The organism is Olivibacter domesticus (assembly GCF_900109575.1).
Lineage (GTDB): Bacteria > Bacteroidota > Bacteroidia > Sphingobacteriales > Sphingobacteriaceae > Olivibacter > Olivibacter domesticus.
In genome coordinates, this window is sequence record NZ_FOAF01000002.1 from 691,192 (window position 1) to 715,023 (window position 23,832).

Sequence of the window (23,832 nt, forward strand, 5' to 3'; positions counted from 1 at the left end):
TTTTATTAAAATTAGTTGATTAGGCCTTAGGTCTAACGTGTACTTAACTTATTAAACCAGTTCAAAATCTCTCCATCATCTATTGAGCAAACAGCGGTGATAATAATTACCAAAAAGGCAAAAAGAATCAACGCAGAATAGTCTGATGTATGATGTCTTTCTGCGAACGTCACACCATGGCGAGTCCGCCTTTTCATATTTCTCTGATTATGATTAATTCTTCTGTTATGCATTGTTTTGTTCTTTTTCTGACTAAAACCTAAAATTAGTATAAACAAGATATGCAAACAATCAAAACGATCAGATGGTAAGTTTTTTGTTGACTTTTGCTCATAAAGTCACAATTAACACATTGCCAATTAAGACTTTACTTGTATCTTTTTAACGCCGACAATTACTTAGCGCATAAATATCTATTTCGTTGCTTAGCTCATTTCCGCAGATTTAGGCATTCATAAATAAAATTGGGAATGTGAGCGGCTTGAAGAATGGGGCAATCTAAGAGAAAAAAATGGCTTTATATTTTATAGGCATTGTTTTGTTTAATATTTTTTCTGTATTTTATTCTTTGAAAACATTCTTAATAGCTACGGCTCAATGGTCAAGAAAAAATCATATGCCTTTGTTATAATTCTTCTGCTGGGATTTTTTTGGATCTATCCTATTTATGCCCAAGGATATCGAAAATTAAATGCTGAAGATTTTCGGGGGAAACCCAAAACAAATGATCGTTATTTATCATACACAAAACTACGTATAGGATATAGTTCTACGGCAACCAAAAAAGGAAGTAATTATTCATTAACCTTTCACGTATATTTAGACATCAATAAAGCTGAATCTTGGATGAAGTTTGACAAAATAAATAGTCGGGAAACGTTTGTCGCTTTACTAAATCACGAGCAGGGTCATTTTAAGATTGGTGCCTTGATGCAACAAGAATTAATGCAAAGATTAAAGGCCAAGCGATATTCATCCCACTATAAACAAGAAGCGGCAACAATTTTCAATAAAGTTGCAACTAAATATCACCTATTGCAGCTTCAATATGATAAAGAAACAAGGCACATGATGAACATTGAAAAACAAAAACAGTGGGACGAAAAACTAAACAGCAGCTTAATTGAATATGGCATACTGCCTTAAATTTCATAACTAACCTCAATATGCAAAACTAATTTTACCCATAGAGACGTTTGGAATGCCGTTTTTCCCTTCACCAAATTTCAGGTTGTTCCCGCTAACCGATTCGTTTGCTAATACAGCAAACAGGACCGCTTCTTTTGCATCGGGATCAATATGCAGGACATCAGTATTCAAAAATTTATGCCCAGGTAATAATTCAGCTAAATTCCTCATTAAAACTGGATTGTGTATTCCGCCCCCACTCCCATAAAATACGGCATCTGTTTTATCCTTCGTCGTTAATAAAATTGCTTCGGCAATGGTTTCCGCAGAAAATCTATTAAGAGTTGCTATGGTATCTTCAACAGAGAGGTCCAATGTATCTGATTTTGCCATTGCTTGCTGCAGATAAGTCAAATTAAACAATTCAGGTCCGGTCGTTTTCGGAAAACCTTGTTGAAAAAAAGAATGATCTTTTAGTCTCTTTAGCAAATGCTCATTTATTTTTCCCCTTGCTGCAAGCGCGCCATTTTCATCAAAATATTTACCCGAAAAATGTAAACGGATGAAGGCATCCATTAATGTATTACCGGGGCCTGTATCGGTAGAAAACACCTTATCTACATTTAGATTACTTGGTAAATAGGTAAAATTAGCAATTCCCCCTATATTTAACATGATACGTTCCTCTCCTCTCTTTGAAAAAATCAAAAAATCACCATATGCGGCCAGAGGTGCTCCTTCCCCCCCTGCTGCAATGTGTTTTTGACGGAAATCGCTCACGGTAGTAATACCCGTTTCTATCGCCAGGTGATCTCCATCCCCCAACTGTAAGGTAGCATTTCCGAACTTGGACTGATTATGTAATTTCTTGGGAGCGTGGTATATAGTTTGCCCATGACTGGCAATTAAATCTACTTCTGCTAATGGTTGGTTCCATTTTTTTAAACATTGTTTAACCATTTGCCCATGGATTCGGCTTATCCAACCATTCAAAAGGCATATTTTTTCTAGATCAACTTCTCTTTTTGAAAAAACACTTGCTATCTCTTGCTTGTAGTCATCATCATACGGAACAGTAGCAAATGCTAAAAGTTCGATTTTAGTATTCATCCCCACGCCAGAAAATTTGCATAAAGCGACATCCAAACCATCCAAAGAGGTTCCCGACATTAACCCAACAATCATTCTTTCTGGGCTATTGGCTATCTCATAAAGGCGTAAGACATTATTATTCATATTATTTCTAGCGGTTTAGTTAATGTGTAAAAAAACCAAATTACAAATTAAGTTCATTTTACAATAATTTAAATATTAAAGTACTTAAAAAGCAATTTCACCCTTGTATTGCCTATTGCAGGTCAACATCTAACACCTATAATTATTTCATTATTTCTTTGATGTTGACACTAATTCCTTCACTATGAGCGCCCATTTCAGGAGCATACATGCTTTGAATACTTGAAATTCCATTTGAGAACTTTCCCGCATTATTAGCTCTAACATCGTATTCAAAAACATAAGTACCTTTTGGAACACGATCTATAAAGAAGTTGGTTGCAGCATCACGCGTACTTTCATAGTAGCTCAGTCCATTTTGCCACTTAAAAGAAGATAAAACATTCACCGGCTCAAAACCACTCGCACGCATATCCTTTAAATGAACAAATTCTAAATCTCTATCAGCACGTATAATTAATTTTACGGTTATAAGATCGCCAACTTTCAAAGGTGTTAAGGAAGTTATCGATTTTAAAACAGGTCCTTGATCAGTGTTTTCCTTTAAATAGAGTGTTCTTTCCAATTGTACTCCGGTAGCGGCCGCCTTAATATTTATTAATTTCTCAAAATGTTGCCAGTAAAGCCCGCCCCATACAGGTCCTGGGCTCTTCTTAACGATCTCTACCTTTGCCATATCAGGTTTAATGGCCAGCGGTTCCCACGATGCTTTTATATAACCTACCGCCGTTGTTGAACTTTTCAGATCTATTTGTTGATTTCCTAATTTAACCTCCAATCCATCTTCGGTAGTAAGCCAGTCTTTACCCGTAAAGAGCAAGGCATATATAGCCTCTGTTGTGGCCTTTGTGCTATTCCAATGATTGGTCTGTTTATTTTTCAACAACCAAAGCTTCATTTGCTCTACACTTTCTGTATCCTGCGCTACTTCTTGAAACGCTTCTATTAAGAAAGCTTGTGTTTCAATAGGACTTTGCCACCAATTCCATCCACTTTTATTTTCCTTCCAATACATCCCCATTTCATCATCATTAACGGCATAATCTTTTAAGGAAGAAATTATCTTTTTTGATTTCTGCATCTGCCCATATCTATGATAAACCAAGGATAGCATTGCTTTTTCTTGCAAGTTATCTGCAAACCCTTTCTTAGGATCTTTATTCAAATTTGCCAAAATACGTGTTTTGATATTCTCTTTTAAGGGATACTCCTTTAAGAAATAGCTTCTCGCATATAAATACCTTGCAAACGCATATACCGACCAATTTTCTTTATTGTTGAAACCTTTTAATGCTTCTTCGTCTAAATATTGAATAGCCTTGTGTAACACCTGTTGATAACTTGAGTCGCCTAAATTCGCAATATCAATTTTCATATTTTTTAAATGACCAAAACCAGCCACAATATGCGTGGTGATAGCCACGCTAGCCTCTCCACCCTCAAACCATGAAAAACCTCCAGAAGAAAGCTGACGTGCCGCAAATTGCTGATAAGTAGATTGCCATTGATTACGTAAATTGTTTACATCAAACAACAGCGCCAATCTTTTCATTCTTGTCTCTTCATTTTCCGCTTCACGTACCCATGGTGTTTCTTCCAATAAGATTGATTTTAGTTCCTGATTTGTTTCTAATTTTGATTTTAACAATCCTTTTTTATTCCAATCATCAAAAATCGCTTTAATTTTGGGTGAGGCATCCATCAGTTTTTTAGAAACTAATGCACTATACAGTTTGGCAAAGAGTTGTTCTGAGCAATCATATGGATATTCTTGCAAATAAGGTAGTGCCTGAATGGCGTACCACATTGGATTACTCGTTAGCTCTAACGTTAAACGTGCGTGTGCCGTTTCTTTAGAAGCCTTTGCAAGTGTTGGCATCCTAAAAAGTTTGGCCTGTCCTTCCTTCGCATAAAGCGGTAACGTTTCGGTGACCAGCATCTTATCGGGAAGTATCGGCAAAACGGCTTCTTCACCATCGGTAAAATTGCCTGCGGTAGCGGCTATGCGATAAACCAGGAGCTGAGTGGCTGGAATTTTTAAATGCCATGAAAGGCTGGTGCTCGCCCCCTTTTTAGCTTCAAACGATCTTGTGCTTTCCTTTAACTCATATAAACTATCAATGGGCTGCATGGTATAGGCATCAAATAGCATAAGTTTGGCAGCACCATTTAAATTGGTATCCGATAGGTTTATTATTTTAGTACTTAACACCAACTCATCCCCTTCGCGTAAAAAGCGTGGTGCATTAGGAACCACCATTAAATCTTTACTCGTACGCACTCGTTGTTCCAAATAGCCCGTCTCTAGCGTAGCGGTATGTGCCAAAACCATAAACTTCCATTCTGTCAAACTCTCCGGAGTAGTAAAATGAACTTTTATATTTCCCTCTGCGTCCGTTTTTAGATCAGGATAAAAGAAAGCTGTTTCTTTCAGGTTTGTGCGTACTTTGATTCCTTGCAAAGCGGTGTCAACAGCTTTTTTTGTAGTAACAATAATTACTCCATTCGCTCCTCGAGAACCGTATAATACACTTCCCTCGTCCCCTTTCAGCACCTGTATTGACATGATTTCTTCAGGTTTTATGGATGCTGCGCCTTGAATAATCTCACCATCAACCACATAAAGTGGTTGAGCACCTGCAGGTAATGAGCTACTACCCCTTATCTGCACCCCGGCAGCCGACCCTGTGACATCCTGTTTCATCTCCGAATTGCCATACCCCAATACAACAACTTCCTGCAGTGCATTACGCGTAGGGGCAGCTGCTACCGCATTAAAATCCATCACGCCGCTTTCTTCTGTCCTTACCCGATCAGATCGCGACGACAGTTTACTTAGATAACGTCGTTGCTTCCACCCTTCGTTTGCAAAACTAAAACCAAAATGGTTGAGATCTTCATATTTAATAGTAGGTAAATAATTATATCTCCCCGCTAAGAACATTTGACTGCCGTAATTTATTCCGTAGGCATAATTGGTATTCCAAGCCGGTATTTTCGAATAAGTATTATTAAATGCAGGTGGAAAATATAAACTATGTTGCGCAAACTGGTCTAGAGATGCATCGTACATTGTTGCCAGTACTTCTGCGAAAACCTTGTCTTTGTTAGGCCCACTAATATTCAACTCCCACATTTCTTCTTTACCTGGTTGCAATTTATCCCGGAAGGTGCTGGTAGTAATAGTTAAATCTGTTGCTTTTTGTTGTATGGCGATTTCTAACCTTCCACTTTCTACCGCATTATATTTGCCCATATAATAGTGCAAAAACAACTTGTCTCCTTGCTGTTCCGGAATAGGGAATTCGAACTGTTTTACTTCATTGTTAAGTGTAAGGTTTTCGCTTCTTATTATCTTGCCGTTCTGCTCTAATTCAACGCGTATGGTTGCATGAGGCAATACAGATGAGAACATAACGATCGCATTCTCGCCTGGCTTATACGGTGATTTAAGTGCCGCTACTCTTAAAAATTCATTGTCTACCGGTTTTTTAGCTTGCGCATGGTGAGCATGAACAATCTGTGTGGTACGTAAAGTATCTTGTCCGTCCAATACATATGCCTCCAATAGATAAGCACCCGCTTCAAGTTCTTTCCTCTTTTCTAATGTTACGCTATGCTGATAGGCCGAATTAAAATCCTTGCTCATTACAACCTGACTCTTTGGCCAACTTTCCACATGATGCTCATTTCCAAAAGGTAGGTGTGGAAAACTCTGAATATAGCTTAAGCTATCCATTAATATATAATCCGTTTCAGAGAAAGGTATTTCTCTGAGTATTCTATTAGGTGCTTGCAATTTAGTAAGACGAATGTTACCCCTAGCAGAAACAGGTTGCCCATTGAGATTCATCGTACGAAAAGAAATAGAGTCCAATTGATCAATATTTATATCTGGTGGCAGAGATATCTGTAACATGACCGACTTATCGCCCACCATAATAGTTTGACTTCCTTGATGCGTTTCGCCATTTATATCTGTTACACTTACTTCTAAGCTATAATTATAAAACCGATAATGGCCAGCTTTTTCCATATCAGCAGCTTTTGCCCGAAAAGGAATTTCAAACCGCCCGTCCGTATCAGTATTTGCCTCCCCTATTGCAATTTCTTCACTTTTAGCCGGAAAATAAAGTTTAGACGTTAACCATGATCTATAAGGATAGACACTATTCCGCACTACACGATAATTTACTTTAGCCGCGCTGATCACAGCACCTGAATATGTCTGGGCTGTTCCTTTAGCTATGATCGAATCGCCTATTTTGTATTGGGCTTTAACCGTATCCATCACTACCGAAAAGGTAGGTCTTTTATATTCCTCTACACGAAAGGCCATCTCTTCATCGCCATCTTCCTCTTCCAGATGATAACGTCCGGTGGCCTTTCCCATCGGCAATGTAAAATGGCCAAATACTGAACCGAATTGGTTACTAGTTAATTCAGAAGTCGCTATCTTTTCATTATTAGGATCATACAAATGTATTTTTGTCTTGTGTCCTGTTACTGCTTGCCTTTCTCCTTTGGTCTCTTTATAAAGAATCCCTTTGAAATAAACCGTTTGCCCCGGCCTATAAATACCCCTATCGATAAAAAACTGCACTTTGAGTGGTTGCTCACCTTCTTGTTTTTCATTATTAGCATTATAAAAATATTGATGGGTGTCAAAAAACACTTCATCCCCCTTTACTTGATATACCCATCGCTTACTACCTTTATTTAGTGAAAGTGTATGCTTATTATAGGAAGCTTTCCCATTCTTATCTGTAATCAGTTTTTCTAGCAGCCGTAAATCTTTACCATTACCAGAAGGTTCATAAATAGCGACTTCACTTTTGGAAATTGGCTGTCCACTATTCCGATCAGTTAATAAAAGCTCGTCTTCTTTAAAAACCAATGAATTTATGCTTACATTAATTGGTTGAAAAAGTATCGTATTGACGCTGTCGAGCTTAAAAGATTCGTTATTTGAAACCAATGCCATATATGCACCTCCATCTAGCGCATTGAATTTAGCAATCGTTGCATGCCGATCGTAATCGTCAAATTTTTTCAGTGTAACGGCATACGACTCAATTTCCGGGTATATTTCCAATAGTGAATCAACATCTTGTTGTTTCTTAATATCCCGCCAAGCATTAAACTCATTCGCTAGATACCCGGAAACCGATTTTTTATATTTCAGTATTTTCACATAAATTTTATTTACATTTTTATGTGCAAGGTAAACAGGTATGGATTGCTTCGGAATATTAAAACGCTCTGTCTGCATGCTGATTTCAGGTGCAAGAATGTTTTTTTTGATTAGCTGAAGCTGCTTATTAGCATTGGTATTTAAATATAATTCATTTGTTTGCTCACATATATACAGGATGCTATCGGCATAACGTTTCCGTTCCGCATATTTTTCCTTAGGTTCACTCGAAAGTTTCTGTTGATAAACATTTGCCAGCTGCAGCAAAACTTCAGCAGTATACCAAGCCTCAGGGCTCAGTCTTGATAATGTCTTTAGCTGCGCTAACCCATCATCGTCAGGAGCTTTTGCCTTGCGTTCTATGCCTAATAAGCTATTATATAAATAGGCATTTCTTGAAGTGTCGTTGGCATGTTGCTTTAAGAGTAAATCAACTATAACCGCTGCCCGTTTCTGCTCATCATTCGCTACATAGTAAGAAATCGCTCGATGGGCCAACATATCGAAAACGGTGGGTCTTAATTCACGATACTGTTCTGCAGTATCTAAAATGAAACTCCATTTTCCAATTGACTCCTGCTGCAATTGCTTTACGTTATCTATTGAAGCACTATATAGTGTTGTTATTTCTTTTTTATAATTGGCCTCACTCCAGGTCAGAAAGTCGTCGTTTTTGCTGGTAGAATCTTCATTTGTACGGCTCGAAATTTGGTATCGATGTTGCTGAAAATACTCATTTAATAATTCGGCCAATAGCGATTGTAAAATACTTCGTTCTACTCCTGCCGCTGCTTGAATTTCATCTTTGAAGCGCTTATGCAATTTCGCTTCTTGCTGCTTACCCTCTTCTGTAATAATTTCTATTTTGGATTGATACAAAAGCGCCTTAATCTTTTGTTGCGGCAATCTATCCTTTTTGGATTGGATATAGATTTCATCTACCACCGGTTTTGTACTTTTCAATAAGCCCTCCGATTCTTTCTTTTCTATTTCTTTCCATTTTTCCGGATAAGGATAAGACTGGGCATTGGCAACATTCTTTGTAAAAAGCAGAAAAATCAATAAGAATAAGCTCTTGCTACATAAAATTTGTAGATGTTTCATGGGATGGTATTTCAAAATCATAAAAATACGTTTAATCAACTTGAATAAATTCTATATAATCATCTATCAATTTTACGGATGAAATCTATACAGAATATCCATAAATTATTTTCAAACCAAACAACAACTTATTGTATACAAGAACTTTAAAATAAAAGAAAGGAAGTATCAGGGAGCATTTTTTCCTAATAGCAAACGAACTTGAGAGCCCCAGCCACCTATAACAACATCTTTTATACCATCGTTATTCAAGTCACCAACAGCGATACCCCAACTTCGCCCATGTGTTATCTTGGGAATGACTTCCGCCGTTATATCGGAAAAATTTCCTTTACCATCATTTTTATAAGCATATACCTGTCTCCCTTCAAATGGTGGTATCATGATGGTACTCAACAGTAAATCTTGGTCGCCATCACTGTCAAAATCTATGGGAATCGCAGCATACGTAGAGACTTTTTTTGCAGGCATCTTGTTCTGTGTTTTATCTTCGAATTTGGTGTGTCCATTATTAATGAGAAGGCGGGTGTGCGGATTTTTTTCCCATTTACCGCCATTGCTTGTTAAATTCGCAAACGCAATATCCAAATCGCCATCCATATCTGCATCAAAAACAAGTACCTCTCTCGTATGCAAAGGTTCAGGCAAATCCAGCTGACTCTCTGTAAAAACACCCTGCCCATCATTTATTAACAGACGATTGGGTGGGATTTCATTTCCCACTACCATATCTAAATCTCCATCACCATCCAGATCTGCCAATTTTACACTTTGCGTTGCATCATTTACCTGAGGTAGTGCTTTTGCTGTAAGATCTACAAAAAAACCAGGTTGTTTTGAATCATTGATCCAAAGAAAATTCTGTCCGTTTTCACCGGAATTTCCAATTACAATATCGGGTAGTCCATCACCGTTTACATCACCTACATCTAAACCATTTCCCTCGCTTCTGGTTAACAATCTTTCGCTTACGTTCTCAAAACTACCATCACCTTTGCCCAAATAATACTCATGATGTTGATCATCTTCAGCCACAAAAATAACATCCATTAGGTTGTCGCGATTAAAGTCGGCTATACGAACATGTTCTGTATCGTGATTTTCATTTACAAAAACCTTCTTTTTCCATTCTAATTTTCCATTGCCATCATTGAGATAAAGCCTATTAGGCTGCGATTCGAGTGCCAAAATAACATCTAGATCGCTATCTCCATCCACATCAAGCAATGCCACGTCCAACGCATGGGCTTCTGGATCAGCGGGCACATGACTAACTGTTACATCCTTAAAATAAGCTGTTTCTGATTCTTGCGCATCGAGACACGAATAATTTGTTAGCGTAAAAAGAGCAAGAATAATTATTACCCTTAAATTTTTTAGGTTCGTTCTGAATTCCATAAAAGGTTCATAGAGATTAATAGTACTCAACATGAGATAATAAACTATTGTTAAATTTAATAATTTATTTCTCAGAACCAGCTTGATAGTTAAACGGTTTGCTGTTTACTAAAGGATTGTTCCTTATCCTTTCTATTTAATCGTACCACAAAATACATAACTAATATGGAAAGTATGATAAGAAGCAAATAACTATAAGACAGATTGACACCGTCTTTAGCGGGAAATAAATAAATAATGCCATAGCTCAAAAAAGAAACAATTACATAGGTTACACCGCCCGTAAGCCCTCCGGCAATTCCTGCGTTAGCTGGAAACTTACCTAGGCAATACGTGAAATAATTATTATAGGTATAACCAGCACCGATATGGATAAGAAATGCAAAAAAAATCAAAACGTATAAATTATCTACCGCCATTAATACAAATAACATGGCGATAGCTGCAAGCAATTGAAGACGTAAGTTCATGACCATTTTACCCACAAAAGGTTTGTTTATTGTAGCCTTGCCTGTAAATCCACCTACCATCCACGCCAACCCCAAGAACAAGGAGGTATAACCGGCTACCACAGGTGATAAATTAAAGTGATGTTCAACAATAAAAGGGCCCGTCATATTATACATCATTACCATGCAATAAGCAAAACCGAGCATTAGAATTCCCAATGAAAAACTGGCAGTACGAATCATTGACACATAAATCTTTACAATGCTACGAATCCGAAAATCTATAGCATATTGTAAACTTTCACCGCTAAAAAAAATTTCTAGTGCAGCAATGATCAACGCAAAAGCCGCCAAAAAATAAAAATTAGATTCCCAGCCAAAGTGATCTTGAAAATGCCCTCCAATAAAGGGTGCTATTATGGGGCCTGCCGACCAGATGATTGTAAATAAACTCAAGTAATGTTTTAGCTTCTCGCCCTTATATATATCTACAAAAAAAGCCCTCTTAGAAACTACAATTGCTCCCACAGTTAAACCATGAATGATGCGCATAGCATAAATAACATAAATATTATGCGTAGTAGCGATTACAATGCTAGATAGTGCAAATACAAAAAGTGACACAAGGCATATTCTATATCGACCAAAACTATCCAATACACTTCCAATAAAGAGTTGGGATATACCATAGCTAATAAGAAAGAGGCTCAACGTAAGTTGAACCTTTACATCGTCAACTCCTAACGAAACAGCCATATTGGGTAAAGAGGGGATATAAATATCCGTAGCGAAACCCGAAAGCGGTATCAGGGCAAAAGCCAAAATAGTTGAAATACCAAGATTTTGTTGTTTTATAGTTTTTACAGGAAGTGTTTTAGTGGCCATATCTCTCAAATTGCATTAGATGAGTTGGATAAATCTTAGCTATTATAACAATATGAATTACCTGTAAGTAGTTTAATATAGACAAAATCCCAGCTCAACGAAGTCGCCAAAATTAACCTTTAAATATCAAATTGCAGAGGTCAGGGAACCGTGTTCTATTATTTTTACATGAAGATGTTTTGCTGGTATTAAAATGTATAGATACAGGTCATATTGCAAATTATTGTATACCTAAGTCTTTTTGACTAATTTTGTAAATGGGTTTAGTTACTGGGAGAGATTGGTGCAACGCCAAATTGATAGCCGACTCTTTCAAAATCCTGAGGGAATGGTAAACCATTCCCTTAATTTTTAGTAATGAGTAATTTATTAACTTATAAATCCCTTCACGTATTCTTTGGTAAGCTCTTCTTTCGGATTTAGCAATACCTCTTCAGTCGGGCCAAACTCTATGATCTGCCCCATGTAAACGAAAATAATATAATCTGAAACGCGACGCGCCTGTCTTAAAATATGTGTTACCAATACAATGGTATAGTTTTCTTTCAATTTGATCAATAAATCTTCAATGGTTTTTGTGGAAATAGGATCTAGCGCAGAAGTAGATTCATCGCCCAATATAATTTCCGGTTCAACTGCTAGGCCTCTTGCAAGGCAAAGCCGTTGTTGCTGACCAATCGAGAGAGCCGTAGCAGAACCATTGAGCCTGTTTTTCACTTCTTCCCATAGGCCAACTGCTTGAAGATAATGCTGCACCAATTCATTCAATTCTTTTTTACTCTTTGTCCCGTGAATGCGCGGGCCATAGGCTATATTATCATAAATCGACATCGGCAAAGGAAAAGGCCTTTGTGCCAATAAACCCATTTTTTTACGAATATGCGTTACTTCCGCTTGAGCGTTATATATATTTTCGCCATCAACGAGTACGCTTCCACTTATGTTAACGCCAGGTATATCATCTAAGAGCCGGTTAAAGCTTTTTAACAAAGTTGTTTTGCCACAGCCAGACGGCCCTATTATAGAGGTAACACTTTTATCTGGAATATTGATATTGATATTTTTCAGCAGGTGGTTATCTCCTATATGAACATTTAAATCTTTTACACTAATATGTGGAGTCTGAGTCATGATTTTTTACGTCTTTTATTAGTAAGTAATGTACTGAACACGACAATAATTAAAATTACAATAGTTAAAATGAGTGCAGAAGCATATGCTCGACCCTGTACTTCGGGGATGGGGCTTCCTAATTGAAAGAAAATAGCCAAAGGAAGCGTAGCGGCAGGCTCGTGCAACGATACCGGGATATTATCACTAAAACCTGCTGTAAACATGACGGCAGCAACATCACCTACCCCTCGTCCAAAAGCCAATAGAACAGCTGTCAACACACCCGCTCTAATCTGTCGAAAATAAATTTTCGCCATCTCCCATCTCGTGGCTCCCAACGAAAGAGTAGCTTCCTTTAGCTCTTTGGGTACATGAACAATTACTTCATCGAGTGTACGTACCATAATTGGGATTACAAGCAAAGTCACAGCAATAACACCCCCCAACAACGAGGCACGGACGCCCAAATAAACCATCAAGCTAAAAGCGAAAGCACCATATACAATAGACGGTATGCCGAACAATACATCGAACGAAAGCTTCGCAAAACGTGCGAAATGATTGGCTTTTTTAAGATAGACATTAAGATATATTGAAACAGGCAGGCTGATAAACATACCCAGAAGAGTTGCACCTCCGGCTATATAAATGGATCCTATAATTGCGTTCAACATACCTCCAGAGCGGCCAAAATAGTATCCTCCATCGGGTATTTTACTAATCATGTCCCAATCCAAAAAGGGTAACCCTTTTACAACTATCGTCCCAATAATTAAGAAAAGGGATAGTCCCACTAAAACGGTAGAAACGATCATAAGTGCTTTGAAGATCGCTTCTTCCAACTTACGTTTACGCATTTTTAACTTCTATTTTTTGTAATATAACTCTTGAAATAATATTGAAAATCAAAATAATAACGAATAGCGAAAAGGCGGAAAACATCAAGGCAGCATCATACAAAGGTACCGACATCATCTCACCGAAGTTATTCGCCAACAACGCCGGCAAAGGATAAGCCGGATCAAATATAGATTTCGGCGAAATCGGAACATTTCCACATACCATTAATACCGCAATAGTTTCACCAAAAGCTCTAGAAATTGCCAGCACAATTGCAGCAATAATGCCTGGCATTGCTTTCTTTAAAATTACTTTCTTAATTGTTTCCCACTTAGTAGCCCCTAAAGAAAGAGAAGCCTCTTTCAGCTCCTTGGGGATGGTTTGAAGCACTTCTACAATGATACTTACAATCAATGGAAAGATCATCACAGCTAACACTATTCCTCCAGATAAAACGGTGAAACCAGTAGAAAAATCAACAAAACTAGGAGCAATATAGTGCTGCACCAGCGGAACAATAAAAAACACACCCCAAACACCATATATTACGGGTGGTATACCCGCTAATATATTCACCAACGGCAAAAAAAAATTCTTAAAGCGTATTGGTGCATATTCAGAGAGATAAATCGCGACAAGTAAACACAAGGGTACGGCAATAGCGATAGACATACCTGTAACCCACAAGGTACCCATAATAAAAGATAGAAAACCAAATTCACCTTTCAATGGACGCCAAGTGCTCGAACTGATCAATTCCCAAATAGAATGATGTTGCAAAATTGGCAGAGATCTCCAGTAAAGGCCTATGCCTATCAATAAAACCATCGAAACGGCTAATATTGAAAAGGTAAGCATACCTGTTCCGATCACTTTATCTTTAATTAAACGTATTTTCATTTTATTTTAGCTAACTCTTGTTCGACGGTCTTTTTATTTAAACTTACATAACCGTTTTCAGGTAATCGAGCCTGTCCTTCAGCCGATAGTATGTAGCGCAAAAAAGAAATAAGCATTTTACTTTTAGGTTTTCCATGAAATAGTAACCCCAGTGTACGCGCCGGTGGGGCAGGGTATCGTCCATCGTCAATTGCCTGATTTAAACTGTCTAAATTTTGATAGAACGACTCTTGCGCATCTACTTTTCCATTATTATTCCAATCAATTGGTATAATCATCACATTAGGTTGCGGCTTACGATCTTTCAAGCTATATACATAATTGAGGTTGCTAAAGCCGATCGAAAGCGGGTCACGCATGATGGCTTGCGCCTGTCCAGGATCGCCAAATACTCCAATACCCAATAAATCCTCTTGAGAAGCCTCTAAAAATTTAGCCCATGTTTCGGCAGCCCCTGCAGCATCAGATCGTACATAAACATGCATATCATAATCGCTTTGCACCCCCTTTAACTGATTCCAGCGATTGATTTTACCTTTTAAAAATATGCTAATAAATTCATCCTTCGTCATCCCCCTTTTCAAAATTTGATCTGCTACCGGATTATTGGCATTAAATGTCGCCACCACTGCATCGTTTGCTACATTTATCAGATAACCGCCTTGCTCGTATTCCTCTGGGTGTACATCACGGGAAACCATTCCAATATCTACCATGTCCGACAACACATCTGCTATTCCCTTACCTGCACCTCCTGCCGAGATATTAAAACGGACTTCAGGATGTTTAGCTTTGAAATCTTGGCTCCACTGTATAACCATCGGATACAAGGCGAAAGCGCCGGATATAGATATTGTTTCATTTGCGTTTGCATGTCGATCACGAGTACCATTGCTGCAACTTAACATACTACTCAACACAATCAGTATTATCGTTATTGTTAAACAGTTATTCATTTTCTATTTGCTCGGGTTAAGGATTGCCAAATATAGCAGAAACAACAAGCAAAACCATATAAAATCCACCTTTTTTATAGATAATAATAATATATAAAATCAGTAGCTTTTTTTCGACCTCTTTGATAGTGCCCTTAACTAACAGTGAAAGCATTAGTTAGCAATATAATGCATTTACCGAAAATAAAAATGGCGATCGCCTGTTTACCAGTTTTTAGATCACATGCAGAAAAAATGTCGCGGGTAGATTCGAACTACCGTAAAAGGGAATGCAGCCCTTCACCTAGCCACTCGGTCACGCGACTAAAAATATTATGGAAGCAAATATAAAATAAAATCTACTAAATAAGTAGATTTTATTACTTTTTAAAAATCATAAACTATAGTGACATTTAATAGAGGCCGTGAGCAGATTCGAACTGCTGTAGAAGGTTTTGCAGACCTCAACCTAACCACTCGGTCACACGGCCATTTATCATACTATTTAACCAAACCAGCAAATCGTTGATAAAATAGTGTTGGACTGTGCTCATTTTTTGGGGTGTACTTCCCGGCAATAATTGGTATATAAATTACCCTCCTTCTACTTGCTTCGCCTACAATAGTTGATTTGGCAACCCGATGCCAAAGACGTCCATCATGAATAGTAAGATCCCCTGCCTCTGGGATGATAGCCAATTCATCCGGATCTGTATCATGCGATAAGAAATATTTTTTTCTGAATAAAAGTTGATAGAGGCTCTGTTTATGGGTTCCAGGTAAAATCCTCAACCCCCCTTGTTCTTTGTTAAGTGAACTTAGATGAATGCCAACATTTAACATTGGATTTAGTTTCGTACCTTGAAATACATCTCGCAACCCATCTGTGTGCCAACCCATTTGAGCAAACTTACTTTGCGGGCCATTTATATAATGATTAAACACCATGCCATCTTTTTCAGTAGTGCCTAGTCGAGCATGGCTTCCAACAAAATTTAAAAGCTTTTGGAGCCTAGGGTCTAATGACAACTCATTCAACACAGGATGATGTTGATTAATAAAGGCAAATCGCTGCACAATTTGACTCCCATCTAAATCGACGCCATATTTAATGGGTACACCATTAATCTTTTGTAAGCCAGCTGCAATCCATTTTTTCTCTACCTCTTTCGAGGCCTGAACAATAGACGCTACTGCTTCCTGATTAATAAATTGTTTGAAATGAATAAATCCATAAGCTCCAAAAAAGGCAATTTGCTCTGCCGTGAGCTCACCAGTAAAATGGAAGGTTTGATACGTGGTAACCATAAGAAAAAATTAAACGATTAAAAACTGAATAAGGAGGAAAGCGTACATGACGCAAGGAAGGAAGCGTTTAACAACAACACATCTTCCCATCAACTAAACACATTCGTGTTAATTGATTGGGTATTGAATATGTGTTATTTGAAAGAATCATAAAGTCTATTAATTTAGTAGACTTTACAAAAGTAAAGAGTTTTTTTAATTCTCCAAATATTTTTAATATTATTTTTTGTAAAGGTTAGCAGCTATTCTTTCTGTCATATATTTTGGAAATAGCCAGTCGCCAAAACGTTGTATTTTATTCATTACTCCAGGCACCACCTCTATTTTCCCGGAGAACATCTCTTTAATAGCCTTTTGGGCAACTATCTCCGGGTTCATGTTATACTTTTCGGTAAGATGTGCCAGCGCTTGCATCCCCGCTCTATCTGAAAACCCAGTTTCCATCGGCCCTGGACATAAACACGTAACACGAACACCTTTAGATTTGAGTTCGTGGTGCAATGAACGACTAAGCGATAAGACATAAGCCTTTGAAGCCGCATATACTGCCAAACTAGGCACTGGTTGGTATGCGGCAGTGCTGGCAATCTGCAATATATATGATCGCTTATTCTTAATTAAGAAAGGTAATATATGATAAGTCAATGAGGTTAATGTACTGATGTTGAGGTTGATCATATTTTGCTGATCGACCATAGATAAACGTTCAAAACTCCCCCACAATCCAAAGCCTGCATTATTCACTAAAACACTTATTTCTAAACTTTCAGTCACACAAAAATCACGAAGCTTGGTCGAAGCATCGATCGCCGAGAGATCTAACACTAATATTGTCAAAGTAATATTATGAGTACGTACGATTTCTTTTTTTACCGCTTCGAGCGCTTGGACTGACCGGGCAACTAATAGTAGATTGTATTTTCGTTTAGCTAATTCAACGGCTAAGTATTTTCCCAGTCCCTGGCTTGCTCCTGTTATTAGTGCGTAAGTATTCATATGCTCGTAGTCGTTTTCGTAACAATTTAAAACCATCTATTTTCACTAGTAAGATAAATATAATAAACTCCAAATTTATCTCTCTTTTTGACCGGTTATCGTGAACGCAGTACAGTAATTATTCACCTCGCGACGAAACGGCGTTTCTCTAGCAAAATTATCCGATTATTTTTCACTTAACAGCTATGAATCAAAATTTGTTATGATATACTGACTACTATATCATGACTTTTCTTAACCGATCGCCTCGCACGTTTTAACAGCGGAAAATCTATCATATTTTGTTTAACAATAGTCGCTATGTATTCATAATTCCGCCGCTCCTCTAATCTAAACTCTAAATGAATCTGCTTAAAAGCATATAGCACTAAACTATTCCGCCCCGAACAATCAACCATCAACAAGCTTTTAATTGTTTCGATTATGTAAATCATCTCCGGAAGCTTAAAGTAATGTAATGCTTCTTCAAGGTGTCTCCACCATTTGTTTTCATGGTAAAAAACACTATACACATAAAGGTCTCCTCCTGACAGAACAGCATGTTCATAAAAGTATAGAAACGAAAACAATGCACGTTCTCCTGTACTAAGTTTTTGAAAAAATAGTTCATGCTTGCTTTCCTGCCCCCAATGCTTAACAACTCCTATCTCTTTAAACCTCTTAAGCAATGGCTTATACGCACGATTTAATAAATCGGTACTGTTTACCATCGATGTTTTTCCTTCTTTTAGTTTTGATTTCATATTACATAGCATTATTTAAATAAGAAGTCAAAAAGGCGCCTAATCGATTACTTGGAGCACTAGAAATTTATATGGCTGCCTAAAAGTTGATAGACATATAATATCGCCTTCTTTTGCATTTACGATAGAGCGCCCTAATGGAGAATACTCAGAGACAAATTGATAACCTTTTGGAATCTTTTTAATAGTAGAAAGAGCTAAATATAATTTCAGGTCGCCTTTTAGGGCCCTTAACTTAACGAATGAATTTTTTTTAGCTCTTATTTCTTTTTTACTTTGAAGAGCTGGATCTAGTTTATCAGCCATAGTTTATTAATTATTTAATAACTATTCCAATCATATGAATAGACAAATCAAATATAAATAAAGTCTACTAAAATAGTATACATTTATTTAAAAACATCACTGCCAGATTTTCCTCCTGATGATAATGTCAACTTGGTCTTGGTAGACGAATGCCCTTCTTTATCGGCAACACTTCTTTCTCTTTATCTTTTATATGTATATTTCTGTTATAGGTGGAAACTTCAAGACAACGTAATTTGTAATCATGATCCATGTCCACATAATTTTCTTTTTTTTTGGCAACCATGCTTTACCTCCAAAATTAACTTACATAAAATATTTGCTGCTATTTATATTGATTTTAAAAATATCTAACAATGCCTTTTTCGCTGCATGGTATCCTCCCATTCCGTGAACACCTCCTCCTGGCGGGGTAGAGGCAGAACATATATACAAGCCTTTAGTAGCGCTTCGATAGGGAGAAAACCTTAAAGCTGGACGAGTAAATAGTTGTCCTAGATCTAACGCTCCGCCATTCACATCGCCGCCATGATAATTCAAATTGTAGTTTTCCAAAGCTTCGGTATCTGTTGTATGCCTAGCTAAAATACGCTCTTTGAAACCAGGCGCAAATCGTTCAATTTGGTTCTCTATCCTGGTTGTCATATCTTTTGTTGAACCGTTAGGTACATGACAATAACCCCAAAGAACCTGCTTACCAATCGGTGCTCTACCCTCGTCAAACAAGCTCTGTTGTGCTAACAATACGAAAGGCCGTTCAGGGTGTTTTCCTTTTGAAATCTGTTGTTCAGAAAATGCAATTTCCTCAAATGTATTACCGATATGTACAGTTCCGGCCTCTCTACACTGAGCGGCTGTAAAGGGCACCGGGCCATCTAGTGCCCAATCGACCTTAAATAAGCCCATGCCATAACGATATCTCCGCAGTTGCTGTTTATAGATTGATGAAAAAGTATGGCCAGCAATCTGCAATAATTGTGTGGGTGAAGTATCAAACAACACGACTTTCGTCTTAGGAAGCTGACGCAAAGAACTGATAATAGTATTTGTTTCGATCTCACCCCCCAAAGAGCAGAAATAGTTAGCCATGGCATTGGCTAGCATTTGCGTACCACCTTTTACAATGGGCCATCCTTTTAAATGCCCATTGATAGTCAACACCATAGCTATTGCGGAAGTTGTCAATTTAGAAAAAGGTAACATACTATGAGCTGCCATGCCAGACCATAAACCTCTTAAATGTTTTGTCTTAAATTTCCGAGCTAATAGTTGAGCAGGTAATATCGCCGACAAACCGAAACGAGCAAAAGCCAATGGATCTTTAGGAAACCCAAATGGCCCCAATAAGTCATCCGCAATCGCCGGCCATTTTTCGACTAAGGGTTTAAAAAAATTAAGATAAGTTTCACGATCGGGTCCAAGAGCAGTAGCCGTTTCGTCTAGCCCTGCATATAAGGCTGCTGCTGTGCTATCATCAAAAGGATGCGCAGCCAAAATGCTAGGATTAACATAACTTAATCCATATTCCTCCAATGGAAGTTTACTTAGAAATGGAGACGCCGCTGCCATAGGGTGTACTGCAGAGCAAACATCATGTACATATCCAGGTATGGTCAACTCAGCGCTGCGCATGCCTCCCCCAATCGTATCCCGAGCCTCCAACACCAACACATTCAAGCCATGCTGCTGCAAAAGAATAGCCGCTGCCAATCCGTTAGGACCCGACCCGACAACAACTGCATCATACGCTATATTATTATTCATGTTCATTTTTCTCACAAAAAATTATCACCTGTCATTTACCAACCAAATAGTACCGTCTTTCTTTACTTCCCATGCAGTAATAGGATTAAAATGATAGCCGCCTTTACTTTCTCTCGCTGTAACGAGCTCCTGGTAACTTGGTTGATAATAACCTGTTTCGTCAATAGCCCTACTTTTGATAATTGTCTGTCGCCCATCCCAATACCACAACAGGCGAAAAGCCGTATGTGCCTTACTCAAAACAGGCTCCTGCAAAACAGCCTGTTTCCAATTTCTGCCTTCATCCGTGCTTACTTCTACCTGAGTGATTTTTCCGCGGCCAGTCCATGCTATACCCCGAATTTCCACCCAACCTTTCTCAATTTGTAGGGGATAAGAGGGAAAAGTAATAATTGAGCGAGCATCCATCAGAAAACTAAATTGCCTTATTTTTCCACCAGCAATATTTTCCGTGTATTTAGATGTTTCTTCTCGCGTCATAAAAGGTTGATCCGCAATTTCAATACGCCTGATCCATTTAACCTGGGTATTCCCCTCCCAACCTGGAAGTAATAGACGTACAGGATAACCTTGTTCAGGTCTGAGTGCCTCTCCATTTTGCGCATATACCAACATGGCGTCCTCATAGGCTTTAGCCATTGGAATACTGCGTGTCATTACCGCAGCATCATTTCCTTCGGCCAAAAACCACGTAGCTTTAGAGTCTGCCCCCACTTCTCTAAAAAGAGTTGAAAGCATCACACCAGTCCACTCACTTTGGCTTGTTAGTCCGCAAATCTCCTGAGGGCTAAGGTTGGTATTTCCCGAGCGGAAATTCCCAGAGCATTCAATAAAACAGGTACGCGTAAACGATGGAAAGCGTTTTAGATCATGCAATGTAAATCGCATAGCTTTCTCAACCATCCCATGGATCACTAACTCATAATTAGTTGGGTCTATAGCTGGCACCCCACCATGATTTCTTTCAAAATGTAAATCAGCTGGAGTGATTGTCCCAAAAAGATCCTGTAATGGGGTTCTCGAAGAGGTAAGCGAAGGTAATTTTCCTGGTTGTTCATAAGGAGACCGTGTACCTAAAATGCCGGGTGGTACACCAAGTCTTTTTGTTGGATCCTTTGGCACGTCAAAAAGTGGTTGTGCCTCTTGTATAATTTTTCCAAAAGAATCTTGTACAAGCACCAAACCAAGAGCTGCCGCTCCCCCCAACATTCTACGGCGACTAATTTTTACGGAGGGCACAACACTAGGTAATTGTGTTTCTAACACTTTTCTTTTTTTCTCCATTGTCATTTACCATTTAGTAGACTTCATGGCCACCTTTCCGATCATCAACCACAAAAAACTTCTTTGCGGGCATTTCAATTTTTGGAAGTGTTTTGGCATTTATTTCTTCATTTATCTTTACGATGCCATTAGCATATAGCAAAAAAGCCGTTAACTGGTATACTTCTTCGTCACTTAATGATCCTGGCGCATTATAAGGCATGGCACGGCGTATATAATCAAAAACTGTTGTGGCATACGGCCAATAATTACCTATTGTTTTCGCTTTAGATGAATCGTCACTTACTAATTGATCAAAAGGCCCCTCCCACCCTTTCGAGCCGTGGCATGCAACACACTTTACCTTATAAATTACCGCACCTTGATCCGCAAAACCTTTACCAGCAGGTAAACCGGTACCATCTGGAGCAATACTGATATCTAACCTTTTAATAGTCGACCTATCTGCTTCATTTCCGAAACCAAAACGGGCAGGCCACTTTTTATCGTCTGGATGCACTGGTACATCAAACCCCTTTACTTCCTTCTCTACCTGTTCTTCTTCATTTGTCGATTGGCACGCGGTTGCTGTCATCAGAACAAGACTAAAAAAAAGAATATGTAGGTTAATGAGTTTTTCCATACTGTCCGGCATCCAAGGAACTTCTGGTTAATATATATTTGCGATCTTTGCGTACAAGTTCAACCTTGATAGAATCGCGGTTTTCATTTAATCCTTTTAAGGTTACGAGCGCGCCATCATCGCTTGTTTCATAGTGTAGCATCATTTTCTTTCTAATCACTTCCTTCGGTGATTCTTTAAATGCATTAGATCGTCTAGTGGTAGCCCCTCGCGGATCTATCATGTTGTTTTCATTACCTATATGACGCCAAGCCTGTTCATTTATCCAATCTTTTGGATAGTTATCACTTCTACTATTTAGTTGATTTTCGGATCTATTCGGATAACCTTCCGCATCTCTCTGCCTTCCTTTCGTAGCACCAGCAGTGGCTATATTTTTATCCTGTAAATAAAGCACCTTATCGATGGTATCAGCATAGTAATGATATACTCTTCTACCTCCCCCTACTCCAGCTACCTCGAAAGTACGGTCAATATCCCGAATAGGATTTCCTCCTCCATTAGACAGATCCAGCCGCTGCGCTTTATTCACTTTAAAGGTCATCGTTGTCCATTTTTCAAAAGTTAGGTCTTGCCATCGCAATGAATCATACGGATTATAGGGAATCAATATGTTGTTAAGATAAAAGGCTTTCACATCATAATACCCTCTCAGTTTAGCTACACCAGGAGAAGAAGGTTGTTTATACGGATCGTACCAAAAATTAAGTAACTGTACATAAAGCAAAACACCCAAAAAAACTACGATAACTCCAGCCTTTAGACCAAAGCGTAATATATAGAGCCAAGCCTTGTCAAATGCAGGGTAATAATTTATTGGCACAGTATATTGTTCCAGAATCGTTAGCTTATAAATGCGCGGAATATAATAGCTCAAAATAAATAGGCCATAGAGCACAAAGTAAGAAGCATAAATATGCACACCGCCTTCATAAGCAAAATTTACAAAAGTAATGCTTCCCAATGCGCCCATAAGCAAAGCTGCTCCATAAAATGTTGTTTTTCTAAAAAAAAGCATTGTGCCTGCTAATAACTCTACCAAACCTGTAAACACCTGATACCAGGGTACAATACCAATAGAAAGCCAATAAATTTTCTGTTGCGTAAGATCGCCAAGGTCTGTGTTCAATAATCCCTCAGAAGGATAAGGCATCTGTACGGGAAGTACTTTTGTGAAAGCAAAACCAATAATGCCGATCCCGGCTCTGTATCTCGTTATCACTAACAACCAATAATAAAGCTTGTTATAATTTTTCGTTTTCCCATCAACAACTGACCAGATGACAGCCCCTACAATTGCAAGGAACAATACGACAATCCAATCAGCATAACCATATAAATTTGGCAACCATTGGCTTAATAGTGGAAACGAAGGTTGAAAACGTGCAATATCGTAGAGATCGCGATAATGCAAACCGGTCCAGTCGATCGCAAATAAGTCTGCATACCACCTCCAGTTCCATGGAATGGACATGATAACGAAAAATATAAACGCAATCCTGAAGGCCACCTTTTCTACTTCGGTCCAACCTTCTTTTTCTCCCTTATTATCTATTTTCTCTACACCATTTGTTTTCAACATTTGATGAGTGTGTTGTGCAACGTGCGTGTTCATCATAAAAGATTT

Annotated in this window: 18 protein-coding genes and 1 tRNA gene; 1 reads left to right on the forward strand and 18 read right to left on the reverse strand. The window is 38.3% G+C overall.

Annotation, left to right across the window (positions count from 1 at the left end; all coding sequences use genetic code 11):
- Positions 1–32: 32 nt before the first annotated feature.
- Positions 33–197 carry a hypothetical protein gene (locus tag BMY50_RS28150; protein WP_162276588.1) on the reverse strand — a complete coding sequence of 55 codons (165 nt, stop codon included), beginning with the start codon at positions 195–197 and terminating at the stop codon, positions 33–35.
- A gap of 400 nt (positions 198–597) precedes the next feature.
- Between BMY50_RS28150 and BMY50_RS13410 the strand changes: the two genes are divergently transcribed.
- Entirely contained in the window at positions 598–1,146 is a 549-nt protein-coding gene (locus BMY50_RS13410) for a DUF922 domain-containing protein (protein WP_093325173.1), read from the forward strand.
- 15 nt (positions 1,147–1,161) lie between these two features.
- Here BMY50_RS13410 and BMY50_RS13415 read toward each other — a convergent pair whose 3' ends face one another.
- From BMY50_RS13415 to BMY50_RS13495, 17 genes are all read right to left on the reverse strand, one after another.
- Entirely contained in the window at positions 1,162–2,364 is a 1,203-nt protein-coding gene (locus BMY50_RS13415) for an anhydro-N-acetylmuramic acid kinase (protein WP_093325176.1), read from the reverse strand.
- Positions 2,365–2,506: 142 nt separating this feature from the next.
- The gene (locus BMY50_RS13420; RefSeq protein ID WP_162276589.1) at positions 2,507–8,662 is read right to left on the reverse strand and encodes an alpha-2-macroglobulin family protein; all 6,156 of its coding nucleotides are present in this window, start codon (positions 8,660–8,662) and stop codon (positions 2,507–2,509) included.
- 168 nt (positions 8,663–8,830) lie between these two features.
- On the reverse strand, positions 8,831–10,060 hold the full coding sequence (locus BMY50_RS13425; RefSeq protein ID WP_162276590.1) for an FG-GAP repeat domain-containing protein: 1,230 nt from the start codon (positions 10,058–10,060) through the stop codon (positions 8,831–8,833).
- A gap of 89 nt (positions 10,061–10,149) precedes the next feature.
- Positions 10,150–11,394 (reverse strand): MFS transporter, encoded by a 1,245-nt coding sequence (locus tag BMY50_RS13430; protein ID WP_093325185.1) that lies wholly within the window; start codon positions 11,392–11,394, stop codon positions 10,150–10,152.
- A gap of 369 nt (positions 11,395–11,763) precedes the next feature.
- Positions 11,764–12,525: a phosphate ABC transporter ATP-binding protein gene (locus tag BMY50_RS13435; protein ID WP_093325188.1), complete on the reverse strand. Its 762-nt coding sequence runs from the start codon at positions 12,523–12,525 to the stop codon at positions 11,764–11,766.
- Entirely contained in the window at positions 12,522–13,364 is an 843-nt protein-coding gene (locus tag BMY50_RS13440; protein WP_093325190.1) for a PstA family ABC transporter permease, read from the reverse strand. The genes BMY50_RS13435 and BMY50_RS13440 overlap by 4 nt, the downstream gene beginning before the upstream one ends.
- Entirely contained in the window at positions 13,357–14,247 is an 891-nt protein-coding gene (gene pstC / locus BMY50_RS13445; RefSeq protein ID WP_093325193.1) for a phosphate ABC transporter permease subunit PstC, read from the reverse strand. The genes BMY50_RS13440 and pstC overlap by 8 nt, the downstream gene beginning before the upstream one ends.
- Positions 14,244–15,203 (reverse strand): PstS family phosphate ABC transporter substrate-binding protein, encoded by a 960-nt coding sequence (locus tag BMY50_RS13450; protein ID WP_093325195.1) that lies wholly within the window; start codon positions 15,201–15,203, stop codon positions 14,244–14,246. The genes pstC and BMY50_RS13450 overlap by 4 nt, the downstream gene beginning before the upstream one ends.
- Positions 15,204–15,602: 399 nt before the next feature.
- Positions 15,603–15,673 (reverse strand) — tRNA-Cys (locus BMY50_RS13455).
- A gap of 10 nt (positions 15,674–15,683) precedes the next feature.
- Complete coding sequence (locus tag BMY50_RS13460; protein WP_093325198.1) at positions 15,684–16,490, reverse strand: phytanoyl-CoA dioxygenase family protein; 807 nt, start codon at positions 16,488–16,490, stop codon at positions 15,684–15,686.
- 219 nt (positions 16,491–16,709) lie between these two features.
- Positions 16,710–17,486 (reverse strand): SDR family NAD(P)-dependent oxidoreductase, encoded by a 777-nt coding sequence (locus tag BMY50_RS13465; RefSeq protein ID WP_093325851.1) that lies wholly within the window; start codon positions 17,484–17,486, stop codon positions 16,710–16,712.
- A gap of 200 nt (positions 17,487–17,686) precedes the next feature.
- Positions 17,687–18,229 (reverse strand): hypothetical protein, encoded by a 543-nt coding sequence (locus BMY50_RS13470; protein WP_093325201.1) that lies wholly within the window; start codon positions 18,227–18,229, stop codon positions 17,687–17,689.
- A gap of 39 nt (positions 18,230–18,268) precedes the next feature.
- Entirely contained in the window at positions 18,269–18,535 is a 267-nt protein-coding gene (locus BMY50_RS13475) for a hypothetical protein (protein WP_093325203.1), read from the reverse strand.
- 306 nt (positions 18,536–18,841) lie between these two features.
- A complete protein-coding gene (locus BMY50_RS13480) occupies positions 18,842–20,305 on the reverse strand; it encodes a phytoene desaturase family protein (RefSeq protein WP_093325206.1) in 1,464 nt (487 codons plus the stop codon).
- Between the two features lie 18 nt (positions 20,306–20,323).
- Positions 20,324–21,583: a sulfite dehydrogenase gene (gene soxC, locus BMY50_RS13485; protein ID WP_093325209.1), complete on the reverse strand. Its 1,260-nt coding sequence runs from the start codon at positions 21,581–21,583 to the stop codon at positions 20,324–20,326.
- Positions 21,584–21,596: 13 nt separating this feature from the next.
- Entirely contained in the window at positions 21,597–22,157 is a 561-nt protein-coding gene (locus tag BMY50_RS13490; RefSeq protein WP_093325854.1) for a c-type cytochrome, read from the reverse strand.
- 31 nt (positions 22,158–22,188) lie between these two features.
- On the reverse strand, positions 22,189–23,823 hold the full coding sequence (locus tag BMY50_RS13495; RefSeq protein ID WP_202907835.1) for a hypothetical protein: 1,635 nt from the start codon (positions 23,821–23,823) through the stop codon (positions 22,189–22,191).
- Between the last annotated feature and the right edge of the window lie 9 nt (positions 23,824–23,832).

Excerpts from the sequence above, each read along its gene's own strand:
- BMY50_RS28150 (WP_162276588.1), bottom strand. The coding sequence starts at position 197 with ATGAAAAGGCGGACTCGCCATGGTGTGACGTTCGCAGAAAGACATCAT.
- BMY50_RS13410 (WP_093325173.1), top strand. The coding sequence starts at position 598 with ATGGTCAAGAAAAAATCATATGCCTTTGTTATAATTCTTCTGCTGGGA.
- BMY50_RS13415 (WP_093325176.1), bottom strand. The coding sequence starts at position 2,364 with ATGAATAATAATGTCTTACGCCTTTATGAGATAGCCAATAGCCCAGAA.
- BMY50_RS13420 (WP_162276589.1), bottom strand. The coding sequence starts at position 8,662 with ATGAAACATCTACAAATTTTATGTAGCAAGAGCTTATTCTTATTGATT.
- BMY50_RS13425 (WP_162276590.1), bottom strand. The coding sequence starts at position 10,060 with ATGGAATTCAGAACGAACCTAAAAAATTTAAGGGTAATAATTATTCTT.
- BMY50_RS13430 (WP_093325185.1), bottom strand. The coding sequence starts at position 11,394 with ATGGCCACTAAAACACTTCCTGTAAAAACTATAAAACAACAAAATCTT.
- BMY50_RS13435 (WP_093325188.1), bottom strand. The coding sequence starts at position 12,525 with ATGACTCAGACTCCACATATTAGTGTAAAAGATTTAAATGTTCATATA.
- BMY50_RS13440 (WP_093325190.1), bottom strand. The coding sequence starts at position 13,364 with ATGCGTAAACGTAAGTTGGAAGAAGCGATCTTCAAAGCACTTATGATC.
- pstC (WP_093325193.1), bottom strand. The coding sequence starts at position 14,247 with ATGAAAATACGTTTAATTAAAGATAAAGTGATCGGAACAGGTATGCTT.
- BMY50_RS13450 (WP_093325195.1), bottom strand. The coding sequence starts at position 15,203 with ATGAATAACTGTTTAACAATAACGATAATACTGATTGTGTTGAGTAGT.
- BMY50_RS13460 (WP_093325198.1), bottom strand. The coding sequence starts at position 16,490 with ATGGTTACCACGTATCAAACCTTCCATTTTACTGGTGAGCTCACGGCA.
- BMY50_RS13465 (WP_093325851.1), bottom strand. The coding sequence starts at position 17,486 with ATGAATACTTACGCACTAATAACAGGAGCAAGCCAGGGACTGGGAAAA.
- BMY50_RS13470 (WP_093325201.1), bottom strand. The coding sequence starts at position 18,229 with ATGAAATCAAAACTAAAAGAAGGAAAAACATCGATGGTAAACAGTACC.
- BMY50_RS13475 (WP_093325203.1), bottom strand. The coding sequence starts at position 18,535 with ATGGCTGATAAACTAGATCCAGCTCTTCAAAGTAAAAAAGAAATAAGA.
- BMY50_RS13480 (WP_093325206.1), bottom strand. The coding sequence starts at position 20,305 with ATGAACATGAATAATAATATAGCGTATGATGCAGTTGTTGTCGGGTCG.
- soxC (WP_093325209.1), bottom strand. The coding sequence starts at position 21,583 with ATGGAGAAAAAAAGAAAAGTGTTAGAAACACAATTACCTAGTGTTGTG.
- BMY50_RS13490 (WP_093325854.1), bottom strand. The coding sequence starts at position 22,157 with ATGACAGCAACCGCGTGCCAATCGACAAATGAAGAAGAACAGGTAGAG.
- BMY50_RS13495 (WP_202907835.1), bottom strand. The coding sequence starts at position 23,823 with ATGATGAACACGCACGTTGCACAACACACTCATCAAATGTTGAAAACA.